The 15062-nt window shown below is 68.8% G+C and carries 14 protein-coding genes; 13 read left to right on the top strand and 1 reads right to left on the bottom strand.

Annotated elements, in window-relative coordinates; translation table 11 throughout:
• Window positions 1–9: 9 nt before the first annotated feature.
• The 10 genes from flgE to WS46_RS23940 all read left to right on the top strand — a co-directional run bounded on the left by flgE (window position 10) and on the right by WS46_RS23940 (window position 11743).
• Window positions 10–1251 (top strand): flagellar hook protein FlgE, encoded by a 1242-nt coding sequence (gene flgE, locus WS46_RS23895; protein ID WP_059691963.1) that lies wholly within the window; start codon window positions 10–12, stop codon window positions 1249–1251.
• A 20-nt stretch (window positions 1252–1271) separates the two neighbouring features.
• Window positions 1272–2030, top strand: coding sequence for a flagellar basal-body rod protein FlgF (flgF, locus tag WS46_RS23900; protein ID WP_059691964.1), 759 nt, complete (start codon window positions 1272–1274; stop codon window positions 2028–2030).
• 35 nt (window positions 2031–2065) lie between these two features.
• On the top strand, window positions 2066–2854 hold the full coding sequence (gene flgG / locus WS46_RS23905; RefSeq protein ID WP_014895799.1) for a flagellar basal-body rod protein FlgG: 789 nt from the start codon (window positions 2066–2068) through the stop codon (window positions 2852–2854).
• Between the two features lie 21 nt (window positions 2855–2875).
• On the top strand, window positions 2876–3565 hold the full coding sequence (gene flgH, locus WS46_RS23910) for a flagellar basal body L-ring protein FlgH (RefSeq protein ID WP_059535093.1): 690 nt from the start codon (window positions 2876–2878) through the stop codon (window positions 3563–3565).
• Window positions 3566–3570: 5 nt separating this feature from the next.
• Window positions 3571–4758 carry a flagellar basal body P-ring protein FlgI gene (locus tag WS46_RS23915; RefSeq protein WP_059691979.1) on the top strand — a complete coding sequence of 396 codons (1188 nt, stop codon included), beginning with the start codon at window positions 3571–3573 and terminating at the stop codon, window positions 4756–4758.
• A complete protein-coding gene (gene flgJ, locus WS46_RS23920) occupies window positions 4759–5757 on the top strand; it encodes a flagellar assembly peptidoglycan hydrolase FlgJ (protein WP_059535095.1) in 999 nt (332 codons plus the stop codon).
• Window positions 5758–5993: 236 nt separating this feature from the next.
• Window positions 5994–6749: a flagellar brake protein gene (locus WS46_RS23925; RefSeq protein WP_059535097.1), complete on the top strand. Its 756-nt coding sequence runs from the start codon at window positions 5994–5996 to the stop codon at window positions 6747–6749.
• 194 nt (window positions 6750–6943) lie between these two features.
• Window positions 6944–8926 (top strand): flagellar hook-associated protein FlgK, encoded by a 1983-nt coding sequence (gene flgK, locus WS46_RS23930; protein WP_059691965.1) that lies wholly within the window; start codon window positions 6944–6946, stop codon window positions 8924–8926.
• Between the two features lie 23 nt (window positions 8927–8949).
• Entirely contained in the window at window positions 8950–10188 is a 1239-nt protein-coding gene (gene flgL / locus WS46_RS23935) for a flagellar hook-associated protein FlgL (protein ID WP_059691966.1), read from the top strand.
• 247 nt (window positions 10189–10435) lie between these two features.
• A complete protein-coding gene (locus tag WS46_RS23940; protein ID WP_059691967.1) occupies window positions 10436–11743 on the top strand; it encodes a solute carrier family 23 protein in 1308 nt (435 codons plus the stop codon).
• Between the two features lie 40 nt (window positions 11744–11783).
• On the opposite strand, the gene WS46_RS23945 is transcribed toward WS46_RS23940, so the two are convergent.
• On the bottom strand, window positions 11784–12668 hold the full coding sequence (locus tag WS46_RS23945; protein ID WP_059691968.1) for a transcriptional regulator GcvA: 885 nt from the start codon (window positions 12666–12668) through the stop codon (window positions 11784–11786).
• Window positions 12669–12764: 96 nt separating this feature from the next.
• On the opposite strand from WS46_RS23945, the gene WS46_RS23950 reads away from it, so the two are divergent.
• Genes WS46_RS23950 through WS46_RS23960 form a run of 3 tightly spaced genes read left to right on the top strand, consistent with a single transcriptional unit; the run spans window position 12765 to window position 14714 of the window.
• On the top strand, window positions 12765–13379 hold the full coding sequence (locus WS46_RS23950; RefSeq protein WP_059691969.1) for a chromate transporter: 615 nt from the start codon (window positions 12765–12767) through the stop codon (window positions 13377–13379).
• Window positions 13376–13903: a chromate transporter gene (locus tag WS46_RS23955; protein WP_059535107.1), complete on the top strand. Its 528-nt coding sequence runs from the start codon at window positions 13376–13378 to the stop codon at window positions 13901–13903. The genes WS46_RS23950 and WS46_RS23955 overlap by 4 nt, the downstream gene beginning before the upstream one ends.
• Before the next feature lie 58 nt (window positions 13904–13961).
• Window positions 13962–14714 (top strand): YoaK family protein, encoded by a 753-nt coding sequence (locus WS46_RS23960; protein WP_059691970.1) that lies wholly within the window; start codon window positions 13962–13964, stop codon window positions 14712–14714.
• Window positions 14715–15062 lie beyond the last annotated feature (348 nt).

Below are 15062 nucleotides of genomic sequence, written 5' to 3' on the forward strand. Positions count from 1 at the left end.
GAGACCGAAATGGGTTATCAACAGGGTCTGAGCGGCCTCGCCGGCGCATCGAACGCGCTCGACGTGATCGGCAACAACATCGCGAACGCGAACACGGTCGGCTTCAAGTCGAGCACCGCGCAGTTCTCCGACATGTACGCGAACTCGGTCGCGACGTCGGTCAACACGCAAATCGGGATCGGTACGACGCTCGCCTCGGTGCAGCAGCAGTTCGGCCAGGGCACGATCAACACGACGAACTCGTCGCTCGACGTCGCGATCAACGGCAACGGCTTCTTCCAGATGTCGAACAACGGCGTGACGACGTACTCGCGCGACGGCACGTTCCAGCGCGACAAGAACGGCTTCATCGTCGATTCGCAAGGCCGTAACCTGATGGGTTACGCGGCCAACACGGGCGGCGTGGTCAACACCGCGCAGACCGTGCCGCTGCAGGCGCCGACCAGCAACATCGCGCCGACCGCGACGACCAAGATCGCCGGCCAGTTCAACCTGAACTCGCAGGACACGGTGCCGACCAAGACGCCGTTCAGCGCGACCGACACCACGACGTACAACTACTCGACGTCGATCCAGGTGTACGACTCGCTCGGCGGCTCGCAGGCGGTCAACATGTATTTCGTGAAGTCGGCGGCCGGCACGTGGGAAGCCCACGCGGGCGTGCAGGGCGGCGCCACGACGGACCTCGGCACGGTCACGTTCAACTCGTCCGGCGCGATCCAGAGCACGACGACGGGCACGCCGGCCGCGCCGACCGCATCGCTCGGCCAGTTCCAGTTCACCGTCCCGAACACCGACGGCTCGGCGACGCCGCAGCAGCTCACGCTCGACCTGACCGGCACCACGCAGTACGGCGGCAAGGACGGCGTGAACAACCTCGCGCAGGACGGCTATGCGAGCGGCACGCTGACGACTTTCTCGATCGGCGCCGACGGCAAGCTGACCGGCAACTACTCGAACGGCCAGACGTCGGTGCTCGGCCAGATCGTGCTCGCGAACTTCAACAACCCGAACGGGCTCGTCAACCTCGGCGGCAACCAGTACGCCGAATCGTCCGCGTCGGGCGTGCCGCAGATTTCGTCGCCGGGCAGCACGAACCACGGTTCGCTGCAGGGCAGCGCGCTCGAGAACTCGAACGTCGACCTCACGTCGCAGCTCGTCAACCTGATCACCGCGCAGCGCAACTACCAGGCGAACGCGCAGACGATCAAGACGCAGCAGACCGTCGATCAGACGCTCATCAACCTGTAATGCGCGGATAACCGGCAGCCATGGACCGACTGATCTACACGGCGATGACGGGCGCGTCGCAGTCGCTCGACCAGCAGGCGATCGTCGCGAACAACCTCGCGAACGCGTCGACGACGGGCTTTCGCGCGCAGCTCGCGACCTATCGCGCGGTGCCGATGAATTTCGGCGACGGCAGCAACATCGACCCGACGACGACGCGCACCTACGTGCTCGCATCGACGCCCGGCGCGGATTACGCACCGGGCCCGATCACGCGCACCGGCAACCCGCTCGACGTCGCCGTGCAGGGCGCCGGCTGGCTGTCGGTGCAGGCCGCCGACGGCAGCGAGGCCTACACGCGTGCGGGCAACCTGCACGTCGATGAAAACGGCCAGCTCGTCAACGCGAGCAACCTGCCGGTGATCGGCAACGGCGGCCCGATCTCGGTGCCGCCGAACGCGGAAGTGACGATCGGCAAGGACGGCACGGTGTCGGCGCTGATGCCGGGCGATCCGCCGACGGCGGTCGCGATCGTCGACCAGATGAAGCTCGTGAACCCGGACCCCGCCACGCTCACGCGCGGCAACGACGGGCTGTTCCGCACCGCCGACGGCAATCCGGCCGACACCGATCCGAACGTGGTCGTCACGCCGAATTCGCTCGAAGGCAGCAACGTGAACCCGGTGACCGCGATGGTCGCGATGATCGACAACGCACGGGCGTTCCAGCTGCAGTCCAAGCTGATCCAGACGGCCGACCAGAACGAGCAGTCGGCGAACCAGCTGCTCAACTTCAGCTGAGCGGCACGGCCCTCGCTACCAGGAGAAGATTCAACATGAACCGATCGCTCTACATCGCCGCCACCGGCATGAATGCGCAGCAGGCGCAGATGGACGTGATCTCGAACAACCTCGCGAACACCAGCACCAACGGCTTCAAGGCGTCGCGCGCGGTGTTCGAGGATCTGCTGTACCAGACCATCCGCCAGCCGGGCGCGAACTCGACGCAGCAGACCGAACTGCCGTCGGGCCTGCAGCTCGGCACCGGCGTGCAGCAGGTCGCGACCGAGCGCCTGTACACGCAGGGCGGCCTCACGCAGACCGGCAACTCGAAGGACGTCGCGATCAACGGCGCGGGCTTCTTCCAGGTGCTGATGCCGGACGGCACGAACGCATACACGCGCGACGGCTCGTTCCAGACCAACGCGCAGGGCCAGCTCGTCACGTCGAGCGGCTACCAGATCCTGCCGGCGATCACCGTGCCGCAGAACGCGCAGTCGCTGACGATCGGCAAGGACGGCGTCGTGTCGGTCACGCAGCCGGGCTCGAGCAACGCGGTGCAGATCGGCTCGCTGCAGATCGCGACCTTCATCAACCCGGCCGGCCTCGAGGCGAAGGGCGAGAACCTGTTCGCCGAGACCACGTCGTCGGGCGCGCCGAACGTGTCGCAGCCGGGCCTGAACGGCGCGGGCGTGCTCAACCAGGGCTATGTCGAGGCGTCGAACGTGAACGTCGTGCAGGAGCTCGTCAACATGATTCAGACGCAGCGCGCGTACGAGATCAACAGCAAGGCCGTGACGACGTCCGACCAGATGCTGCAGACCGTCACGCAGATGAAGAGCTAACCGGAAAGTCCCGTCGTCGCCATGAAGCAGGTTCGCCTCCTCCCGTCAGCCTCCGTCCGCGCCGCGTGCGCGGTCGCGGTGGCCGCGCTCGCCGGTTGCGCGCAGATTCCGCGCGACCCGATCATCCAGCAGCCGATGACGGCGCAGCCGCCGGCGCCGATGGCGATGCAGGCGCCCGGCTCGATCTACAACCCGGGCTACGCGGGCCGGCCGCTGTTCGAGGATCAGCGGCCGCGCAACGTCGGCGACATCCTGACGATCGTGATCGCGGAGAACATCAACGCGACCAAGTCGTCGGGCGCGAACACCAACCGCGCGGGCGACACCAGTTTCAACGTGCCGACGGCCGGCTTCCTCGGCGGGCTGTTCGCGAAGGCGAACCTGTCGGCGGCCGGCAACAACAAGTTCGCGGCGACCGGCGGCGCCAGCGCGGCGAACACGTTCAACGGCACGATCACGGTGACCGTCACCAACGTGCTGCCGAACGGCAATCTCGTCGTCAGCGGCGAGAAGCAGATGCTGATCAACCAGGGCAACGAGTTCGTGCGCTTCTCCGGGGTCGTCAACCCGAACACGATCTCGGGCGCGAACTCGGTCTACTCGACGCAGGTGGCCGACGCGCGGATCGAATACTCGGCGAAGGGCTACATCAACGAAGCCGAGACGATGGGCTGGCTGCAGCGCTTCTTCCTCAACATCGCACCGTGGTGACGACGATGCAGCAGCCTCTTTTCCACCGCCTGTCGTCCCGTGTGTCGCGCGTGCCCGCCGTCGCGCGGCTCGCCGCCGCGTTCGTGCTGGCCGCATGCGCGCTCGGCGCGGCGCCCGCGCACGCGGAGCGCCTGAAGGACCTCGCGCAGATCCAGGGCGTGCGCGACAACCCGCTGATCGGCTATGGCCTCGTCGTCGGTCTCGACGGCACGGGCGACCAGACGATGCAGACGCCGTTCACGACGCAGACGCTCGCGAACATGCTCGCGAACCTCGGCATCTCGATCAACAACGGCTCGGCGAACGGCGGCACGTCGTCGCTGAACAACATGCAGCTGAAGAACGTCGCGGCCGTGATGGTCACCGCGACGCTGCCGCCGTTCGCGCGGCCGGGCGAGGCGCTCGACGTGACGGTCTCGTCGCTCGGCAACGCGAAGAGCCTGCGCGGCGGCACGCTGCTGCTCACGCCGCTGAAGGGCGCGGACGGCCAGGTGTACGCGCTCGCGCAGGGCAACATGGCGGTCGGCGGCGCGGGGGCGAGCGCGAACGGCAGCCGCGTGCAGGTGAACCAGCTCGCGGCCGGCCGGATCGTCGGCGGCGCGATCGTCGAGCGCTCGGTGCCGAACGCGATCGCGCAGATGAACGGCGTGCTGCAGCTGCAGCTGAACGACATGGACTACGGCACCGCGCAGCGGATCGTGTCCGCGGTCAATTCGAGCTTCGGCCCGGGCACCGCGATGGCGCTCGACGGCCGCACGATCCAGCTCGCCGCGCCGGCGGATTCCGCGCAGCAGGTCGCGTTCATGGCGCGCCTGCAGAACCTCGACGTGAGCCCGGACAAGGCCGCCGCGAAGGTGATCCTGAACGCGCGCACCGGCTCGATCGTGATGAACCAGATGGTCACGCTGCAAAGCTGCGCGGTCGCGCACGGCAACCTGTCGGTGGTCGTCAACACGCAGCCCGTGGTGTCGCAGCCGGGGCCGTTCTCGAACGGGCAGACGGTGGTCGCGCAGCAATCGCAGATCCAGCTGAAGCAGGACAACGGCGCGCTGAAGATGGTGACGGCCGGCGCGAATCTCGCCGACGTCGTGAAGGCGCTGAACACGCTCGGCGCGACGCCGGCGGACCTGATGTCGATCCTGCAGGCGATGAAGGCGGCCGGCGCGCTGCGCGCCGATCTGGAGATCATCTAAATGGCAGCTACTCTCCCGAACGCGAACGACCTGACGCAGCGCTTCGCCCTCGACGTGCAGGGCTTCGACGCGCTGCGCGCGCAGGCGAAGCAGTCGCCGCAGGCCGGCGCGAAGGCGGTCGCGGGCCAGTTCGACGCGATGTTCACGCAGATGATGCTCAAGAGCATGCGCGACGCGTCGCCCGACGGCGGGCTGCTCGATTCGCACACGTCGAAGATGTACACGTCGATGCTCGACCAGCAGCTCGCGCAGCAGATGTCGAAGCGCGGGATCGGCGTGGCCGACGCGCTGATGAAGCAGCTGCTGCGCAACGCGGGGCAGGGCACGGGCGGCGACACGGCGGCCGACGCCGGCGCGGCCGGGCTCGGCGCGGTGGGCCTGGGTGCGGCCGGCTCGGGCACGTCGGGCAACGAAGGCAGCCTCGCCGCGATGAACGCGATGGCGCGGGCCTACGCGAACGCGGCGAACAACGGCGGGCTCGCCGGCGCGCGCGGCTACACGGCCGGCAGCGCGCTGACGCCGCCGCTGAAGGGCGCGAGCGGCGCGCAGGACGCCGACGCGTTCGTCGACCGGCTCGCCGCCCCGGCGCAGGCGGCGAGCGCGACCACCGGCATCCCGGCGCGCTTCATCGTGGGCCAGGCCGCGCTCGAATCGGGCTGGGGCAAGCGCGAGATCCGCGCGAGCGACGGCTCGACGAGCTACAACGTGTTCGGCATCAAGGCGAACAAGGGCTGGACGGGCCGCACGGTGTCGGCGCTGACGACCGAATACGTGAACGGCGCGCCGCGCCGCGTCGTCGCGAAGTTCCGCGCGTACGATTCGTACGAGCACGCGATGACCGATTATGCGAACCTGCTGAAGAACAACCCGCGCTACGCGGGCGTGCTGAGCGCGAGCCGCAGCGTCGAGGGCTTCGCGCACGGGCTGCAGAAGGCCGGCTACGCGACCGACCCGAACTACGCGAAGAAGCTGATCTCGATCATGCAGCAGATCGGCTGACGGGGCAGGGGCCGGAACGGCCCCGCCTGCCGGCCCATTCTTGCAGTCTTACGGACCGCGCCCGGCACCCCGCCGCGCGCGGTTTCAACGTTTGCGCGAAAAAAACCGCCAATTCGATCTAAACTTTCGGTGAGCACTGCCGCTAAGTGTGTGAGACCTGCAACCGGGCCATGTTCTGGCCCGGTTTTACTGCGCACCGGTCGCCCGGGCGCCCATGAAAAGAAAACCGGCTAGCCATGAATATCGAAACGTCGACCGATCCGAGCCTGGATGCGGGCCATTCCGGGCCCGACTATGCCCGCCGCAATCCGCTGGAGATCGGTGTGCAGCTGCGCAACCTCGTGAACCGCGGCGACTTCCTGACCGTCCAGTATCCGGGCGGCCAGCTCGTCACGCGCCTGCTCGAGGTCGACGTCGGCGCGCGCACGTTCACGTTCGACTGGGGCGCGCTGTCCGAGCAGAACGCCGGCATCCTCGGCGCGTCGCATTGCACGTTCGCGGCGGCGCCCGAAGGCGTGCGCGTCGAATTCACCACGAGCACGCCGCGCGAGACGCGCTACGAGGGGCTGCCCGCGTTCGTCGCCGATTTTCCCGACGTGCTGATGTGCATCCAGCGCCGCGAGTATTTCCGCGTCGATGCGCCGATCGTCGATCCGTTCCTGTGCCGCGGCAAGCTGCCGGACGGCGAGAGCTTCGTGTTCGAGGTGCATAACCTGTCGCTCGGCGGCGTCGGGCTGCGCACGGCCGACGAGCGCGTCGAGGCGCTCGAGGTCGGCACGCTGCTGCCGGAGGTCGAACTCGAGCTGACCGGCCACGGCAAGCTGTCGCTCGACCTGCGGCTCGTGTCGCAGCGTTCGACCCAGATGCCGAACGGTTCGCGGCGCTTCCAGCTCGGTTTTCGCTTCATGTCGCTGCCGGGCAGCGCGGAGAACACGCTGCAGCGCCTGATCACGCAGCTCGAGATGAAGCGCCGCTCGCTCGCGCGGGCCTGACATAATCCCTCTCGCGGCCCCGCCCGGGGCCGCTTTCGCACCGGCGCCGGCGGCGTTCGCCCGGCGGCTCGACACACGACGCGCACGCGCGCGTCGCACGCGTATTTTTCCCTCAATTTTTCCGATCCGCGGCCGTTATATCGGGAGTCACGCAACCCGGCGGCCGCAGCGCGGCCGGCTCATCAGGATCGCGCATGTCCAACACACTCATGAACCTCGGCGTCAGCGGCCTCAATGCCGCGCTCTGGGGCCTCACGACGACCGGTCAGAACATCAGCAACGCCGCCACGCCCGGCTATTCGGTCGAACGCCCGGTCTATGCCGAGGCGAGCGGCCAGTACACGTCGAGCGGCTACATGCCGCAGGGCGTGAACACCGTCACGGTGCAGCGGCAGTACAGCCAGTACCTGAGCGACCAGCTGAACAGCGCGCAGTCGCAGGGCGGCGCGCTGTCGACGTGGTATTCGCTCGTCGCGCAGCTGAACAATTACGTCGGCAGCCCGACGGCCGGGATCTCGACCGCGATCACCGGCTATTTCACCGGCTTGCAGAACGTGGCGAACAGCGCGGCCGATCCGTCGGTGCGGCAGACCGCGATCAGCAACGCGCAGATTCTCGCGAACCAGCTCAACGCGGCCGGCCAGCAGTACGACGCGCTGCGCCAGAGCGTGAATACGCAGCTCACCAGCACGGTGTCGCAGATCAACACGTACACCGCGCAGATCGCGAAGCTGAACCAGCAAATCTCGTCGGCGAGCAGCCAGGGGCAGCCGCCGAACCAGCTGATGGACCAGCGCGACCTCGCGGTGTCGAACCTGTCGAGCCTCGCAGGCGTGCAGGTGGTGCGCAACGACAGCGGCTACAGCGTGTTCCTCGCGGGCGGCCAGCCGCTCGTCCTCGCCGACAAGAGCTATCAGCTCGCGGCCGTCACGTCGCCGTCCGATCCGAGCGAGCTGACCGTCGTGTCGCAGGGGATCGCCGGCGCGAACCCGCCAGGCCCGAACCAGGCGCTGCCGGATGCGTCGCTGTCGGGCGGCACGCTCGGTGGCCTGCTCGCGTTCCGCAGCCAGACGCTCAACCCCGCGCAGGCGCAACTCGGCGCGGTCGCGGCCAGCTTCGCCGCGCAGGTCAACGGGCAGAACGCGCTCGGCATCGATCTGTCCGGCAAGCCGGGCGGCAACCTGTTCACGGTGGCGGCCCCGGCCGTCTATTCGAATCAGGGCAACACCGGCAACGCATCGCTGTCCGTCTCGTTCGCCAATGCGTCGCAGCCGACGACGAGCGACTACACGCTGTCGTACGACGGCACGAACTACACGCTGACCGACCGCGCGAGCGGCGCGGTGGTCGACCAGAAGGCGGGGCCGATGCCGCTGTCGCTCGGCGGGCTGAACTTCTCGTTCTCGTCCGGCGCGATGAATGCCGGCGACCAGTTCACCGTGCTGCCGACGCGCGGCGCGCTGACGGGTTTCGGCCTCGCGACGACGAGCGGTTCGGCGATCGCGGCCGCGTCGCCGGCCATCACGTCGGCGTCGAGCACCAACATCGGCACCGGCAAGATCGCGCTGAGCGGGGTGAGCGCAGGCTACCAGGTGCCGTCGACCAAGCTGACCTACGACGCGGCGACGAAGTCGCTGTCGGGCTTCCCGGTCGGCACCACGGTGACGATCCCGGGCACGCCGCCGACGTCGGTGACGATCGCGAGTCCGACCGACCCCGTGCCGTACGACCCGTCGACCGGTGCGGCGATGACGATGTCCGGGGCGGCCGCCGGGGCGATGAACGGCGTGACCGTCACGCTGTCGGGCACGCCGTCGGACGGCGATTCGTTCACGATCGGGCCGTACGCGGGCGGCACGAGCGACGGCAGCAACGCGCTCGCGCTGTCGAAGCTCGTCAACGCGAAGACGCTCGGCGGCGGCACGACGACGCTCACGGGCGCCTATGCGAACTACGTGAACAACATCGGCAACGCCGCGAGCCAGCTCAAGTCGTCGAGCACCGCACAGACGGCGCTGGTCGGCCAGATCACGTCCGCGCAGCAGTCGGTGTCGGGCGTGAACCAGAACGAGGAAGCCGCGAACCTGATGCAGTACCAGCAGCTCTACCAGGCGAACGCGAAAGTGATCCAGACGGCGGCTTCGCTGTTCCAGACCGTGCTGGGCCTGTTCAGCTGAGCGGATTCGAGAGGATAGAAACGATGCGGATTTCCACGACCCAGTTCTACCAGCTGAACGTCGGCCAGATGAACGACCAGCAGGCCCAGCTCGCGCAGCTCTACCAGCAGATCTCGAGCGGCGTGAGCCTCACGACGCCGGCCGACAACCCGGTGGGCGCGGCGCAGGCCGTGCAGTTGTCGATGACGTCGGCCACGCTGTCGCAGTATGCGGCGAACCAGAGCACGGCGCTCGCGTCGCTGCAGGCCGAGGACCAGACGCTGCAGAACGTCGGCACCGTGCTCGGTAGCATCCAGTCGGTGATCGTGCGCGCCGGCGACGGTTCGCTCGCCGACAGCGACCGCGCGGCGCTCGCGACGCAGCTCGAAGGCTATCGCGACCAGTTGATGTCGCTCGCGAACGCGACGGACGGCGCGGGCAACTACCTGTTCGCCGGCTTCAAGAATGCGGCGGCGCCGTTCACGAAGAACGCGGCCGGCGGCATCAGCTACGTCGGCGATACGGGCACGCGCACGGTACAGATCGACGATTCGCGCAGCGTGCCGCAGGGCGACTCGGGCCTCGCGGTGTTCATGTCGGTGCAGGCGCTGGGCAGCTCGCCGGTCCAGGCGGCCGGCGCGAGCAACACGGGCACGGCCACCATCGGCAACGTCACGGTGACGGACCCGGCGGCCGCGACGAACGGCCATCAGTTCACGATCACCTTCGGCGGCACGGCGGCCGCGCCGACCTACACGGTGACCGACAATACGGCGTCGCCGCCGACGACCACGCCCGCGCAGGCCTACACGTCGGGCACCGCGATCGCGCTCGGCAGCGGGATGAAGGTGGCCGTGTCGGGCACGCCGGCGGTCAACGACACCTTTTCGGTCACGCCCGCGCCGCAGGCAAGCGGGGTCGACGTGTTCTCGACGCTCGATTCGATGATCACGGCGTTGAAGACGCCCGTCACCGGCAACCAGACGGCGAGCGCCGCGCTGTCGAACGCGATGGGCACGGCCGCGACGAAGATCAACAACACGATGCGCAACGTCACGACGGTGCTGGCGTCGGTCGGCGGCCGCGAGCAGGAAGTCAAGGCGATGCAGGTCGTCAACCAGACCGCGGCGCTGCAGACGACCAGCAACCTGTCGGACCTGACCAGCACCAACATGGTGACGACCATCAGCCAGTACCTGCAGGTGCAGAACGCGTTGAGCGGCGCGCAGAAGGCGTATGCGCAGCTGCAGAACATGTCGCTGTTCCAGTACATCAATCCGTGATCCCCGCGGCATCCGCCACGATGTGAGCGCCCGCTTACATCGTGGCGGGCGCAGGCCGGCCGCCGTCGGCCTGCATCGGCGCGATCGTGCCGTCCGACACACCGCCCGGCGGGCACGACCGCCGCGCCGCGCCACCGCCGCGCCGGCGGTTCGCGCTTGCCAGCCCCATTTCCGCTCCGTAAACTCGCGCCAGATTCCAGACCGGCGCACCGTCCGCAGCCGGCGTTCGACAGGAGCCCTTTTCCCCATGTCCGATTCCTACTTCCCGCGCTGGCGGGTGCAACCGACCGGCGCCGCCTCGCGCGTGGTCGGCCCCGACGAACGCCTCGCGTGGCCGCAGATGGTCGCGATGGGCGTGCAGCACGTCGTCGCGATGTTCGGCTCGACCGTGCTCGCGCCGCTGCTGATGGGCTTCGACCCGAACCTGTGCATCTTCATGTCGGGCATCGGCACGCTGCTGTTCTTCGTGCTGGTCGGCGGCCGCGTGCCGAGCTACCTCGGTTCGAGCTTCGCGTTCATCGGCCTCGTGATCGCGGTGACGGGCTACGGCGGCAGCGGGCCGAACCCGAACATCCCCGTCGCGCTCGGCGGGATCGTCGCGTGCGGCGTCGTGTACGTCGCGCTCGGCGCGCTGGTGCAGGCGATCGGCACGCGCTGGATCGAGACGCTGATGCCGCCCGTCGTCACCGGCGCGGTGGTCGCGGTGATCGGGCTGAACCTGGCGCCGATCGCGGTCAAGGGCGTGTCGGCATCGACCTTCGACTCGGTGATGGCGCTCGTCACGGTGCTGTGTGTCGGCGGCGTCGCGGTGTTCGCGCGCGGGATGATGCAGCGCCTGCTGATCCTCGTCGGGCTGGTGATCGCATACGTGATCTATGCGATCGCGACCAACGGGATGGGCCTCGGCAAGCCGGTCGATTTCTCGATCGTCGCGCATGCCGCGTGGTTCGGGGTGCCGAGCTTCCGTGCGCCGGTCTTCGATCCGCACGCGATGCTGATGCTCGCGCCGATCGCGGTGATCCTGGTCGCGGAGAACCTCGGCCACATCAAGGCGGTGAGCGCGATGACGGGCACCAACCTCGACCGCTACGTCGGCCGCGCGTTCATCGGCGACGGGCTCGCGACGATCGTGTCGGGCAGCGTCGGCGGCACGGGCGTGACCACCTACGCGGAGAACATCGGCGTGATGGCCGTCACGCGGATCTATTCGACGCTGGTGTTCGCGATCGCCGCGCTGATCGCGATCGGGCTGGGCTTCTCGCCGAAGTTCGGCGCGGTGATCCAGACGATTCCGGGCCCGGTGCTCGGCGGCGTGTCGATCGTCGTGTTCGGGCTGATCGCGGTGACGGGCGCGCGGATCTGGGTCGTCAACAAGGTCGACTTCTCCGACAACCGCAACCTGATCGTCGCGGCCGTCACGCTGGTGCTCGGCGCCGGCGACTTCTCGCTGAAGTTCGGCGGCTTCGGGCTCGGCGGGATCGGCACGGCGACGTTCGGCGCGATCATCCTGTACGCGATCCTGCGCAAGGAAAAGGAACCGGGCCCGGTGGTCTGACCCGGCAGCGGGCGGTGCAACGCCGCCCGCCGGCACGTAATTACGCGCCGATATTCGACTGCGCCTGCAGCCACGCGCAGAACTGCGTGACGAGCGCATCGCCGGCCGGCGCGCCCGGCGCGATCCACCAGTAGCTGCGCGTCGCGATGCGCGGCCCGGGCAGCGGCATCACGAGGCGGCCGCTCGCGAGCTCGTCGTCGATCAGCGGCAGCGGGCCGAGCGCGACGCCCAGCCCGTCGACGGCCGCCTGCAACGCCAGGTAGAAGTGATCGAACGACTGTCGCTTGCGCCCCTTCATCGTCACGCCGGCCGCCGCGAACCAGTCGCGCCAGCCTTCCGGCCGCGTATCCGAATGCAGCAGCACGTGCCGTGCGAGATCGTCCGCTCGGGCGATCGGCGCGCGCTTGAGCAGCGCGGGGCTGCAAACCGGAATCACGCTTTCGTCGAGGAAGTGGCCGCTCGTGCAGTTCGGCCAGGGGCCGGGGCCGCGGCGGATCGCGACGTCGAAACCGTCGAGCATGTCGAGCGGCGCATTCGACGTGGACAGCTTCAGCTCGACGTTCGGCACGTCGCGCTGGAACCGCGACAGGCGCGGCAGCAGCCATTTCATCGCGAAGGTCGGCAGCGCATTGATGCGCAGCACGCGCGCGGCACCGGTGTTGCGCAGCTGCTCGGAGGCGAGCGCGATGCTGTCGAACGCGGCACGGACGGTATCCAGATAGCGGCGGCCTTCGTCGGTGAGCTTCACGCGCTTGCCGTAGCGGTGGAACACCGGCTTGCCGAGCCATGCCTCGAACCCGGCGATCTGCCGGCTGATGGCACCGTGAGTCACATGCAGCTCGTCGCCGGCGGCGCTGAAGCTTTCGTGTCGTGCCGCTGCTTCAAAGGCCCGAAGCGCGGAAAAGGGCGGGAGGTCGCGTGCCATGCTTGTGATTCTAGATCACAAGGGCGCGTCGATAAAATCGTTTTGCCGGGGTGCGGAACGGCGGTAACCTCGGGGCACCGTTTGATGAGGACCCCCATGCAATCCGTTTCTCCGCCGCCCGCTGTGTCGCCGCGCCGGATCGGCCTCGCCGAGTTGTTCACCGGCTTCCTGTCGCTCGGCCTGATGTCGTTCGGCGGCGCGCTGCCGTTCGCGCGGCGCACGATCGTCGACGAGCGCAAATGGCTCACCGCCGACGAATTCACCGATCTGCTCGGGCTGTGCCAGTTCCTGCCGGGCGGCAACGTGATCAACCTGTCGGTTGCCGTCGGCATGCGCTTTCGCGGCGTCGCGGGCGCGTTCGCCGGCATTCTCGGGCTGATCGCCGGCCCGACGCTCGTGGTCGTCGCGCTCGGCGTGCTGTATGCGAAGACGCAGGGCGATCCGCGCGTGCAGCATCTGTTCGGCGGGCTTGCCGCCGCGGCCGCGGGCCTGCTCGTCGCGATGGCCGTGAAGGTCGTGAAACCGCTGCTGCACGCGCCGCGCACCGCGGCCGGCATCGCGGCGCTCGCGTTCGTCGCGATCGCGGTGCTGCGCATTCCGCTCCTGACCACGATGCTGGTGCTGACGCCCCTGAGCATCTGGCTCGCGTCGCGGCGCCGCGATACGCCGGCACCGCAGCACGCCGCCGCGCGCGACGGAGGCCGGTCATGAACGACACGCTGATCGCGATCGCGACGATCTTCAGCCAGCTTTCGCTGCTCGCATTCGGCGGCGGCAACACGATCCTGCCGGAGATGCAGCGGCAGGTCGTCGACGTGCACCACTGGATGAGCGCGCACGAATTCACCGCGCTGTTCGCGCTCGCGCAGGCCGCGCCGGGGCCGAACATGATGATCGTGTCGCTGGTCGGCTGGCACGTGGCCGGCTGGGCCGGGCTGCTGGTCGCGTCGATCGCGAAGTTCGGGCCGTCGTCGCTCGTCACGGTGCTGGCGCTGCACGCGTGGGAGCGCTTTCGCGACCGGCCGTGGCGCCGCTACGTGCAGCAGGGGCTGATGCCGGTCACGGCCGGGCTCGTCGCGGCCAGCGCGGTGCTGATCTCGGAAGCGTCGAACCGCACCGCGATCCAGTGGGGCATCACCGCCGCATGCGCGGTGCTCGCGTGGCGCACGCGCATCCATCCGCTATGGCTGCTCGCGGCCGGCGCGCTGATCGGGCTCACCGGCATCGGCCAGTGAGCGAAGGACAAGCCGTCTCCCGTCCCGCATACTGGCGCGAATATTCACGGGAGGATCGATGGATCTCGACGGCGCCAGCCGCAATCTCACTGTCGCCGCGTTGCTCACGCTGTCCGGCGGCTACCTCGACGCGTACACGTACGTCGGTCACGGCCACGTGTTCGCGAACACGATGACCGGCAACGTCGCGCTGCTCGGTATCAATCTGTCGGCCGGCGAATGGGCGGCCGCGCTGCATCACGTGCCGCCGCTCGGCGGCTTCGTGGTCGCGGTATTCGTCGCGCACCTGCTCGGTCTCGCCGCGCGGCGCGGCTGGATGCGCCACACCGCGTTCGCGAGCCTGATCGTCGAGATCGCGTTTCTCGGCATTGCCGCGAGCGGGCTCGTCGGCGCGTCGAGCGCGTGGCTGATTCCCGGCATCTCGTTCGTTGCGACGCTGCAGACGCTGTCGTTCACCCATCTCGAGGAACTGTCGTACACGTCGGTGATGACGACCGGCAACCTGCGGCGCGCCGCGCAGAAGCTGTTCGTCGGGCTGATTCCGCGCTACGACGCGGGCGCGCTGCACGACTCGGCGCTGCTGGCGACGATCAGCTTCTGCTTCCTGGCCGGCGCGGTGGTCGGCGGCTTCGCGACGCGGCTCGTGCCGGAGGTCGCGCTGTGGGGCGCGGTGCTGCTGCTGGCGGGCGCGTTCGCGGAGATCGTGCGGCGGGCGCGGCGGGCGGGCGGTGGGAGCGATCGTGGCGATGCGGCGGCCGGCAACGGCAGCAGCGGCGCCAACCCCGACGGCGGGACGTCGCAGCCTGCCTGACGTGTGCAGGGCCGCCACCATGCGGCCTGCCGATGCGCCGCGTGACCGAATCACCGGTGCATCGCGTCACCGGCCCGCGACACGACCCGAACGCCAGCCGGCTGCCCCGGCCGATCCTTACGGCATCCGCCCTCGTTTCGCCATCGCCGCACGCCGCGTCCGTCACGCGAGCGGCAAGCCTGGTGCGGGACCGTTGTTGTTCCAGGGCGACAATCGCGCGTTACCGCGCATTTCAATTTCTTTCAGGGCGCGCACTGGTCTTATGATTCAGCCCACATCGCGCGCGCCATGAACGTGCGCGATCGCCACCCGGCTGCGCACGCGGCCGGCCATGAATGGAGACACCTA

The sequence above is a fragment of the Burkholderia sp. RF4-BP95 genome (genome assembly GCF_001521985.1).
In the GTDB taxonomy this organism is placed as follows: Bacteria; Pseudomonadota; Gammaproteobacteria; order Burkholderiales; family Burkholderiaceae; genus Burkholderia; species Burkholderia diffusa.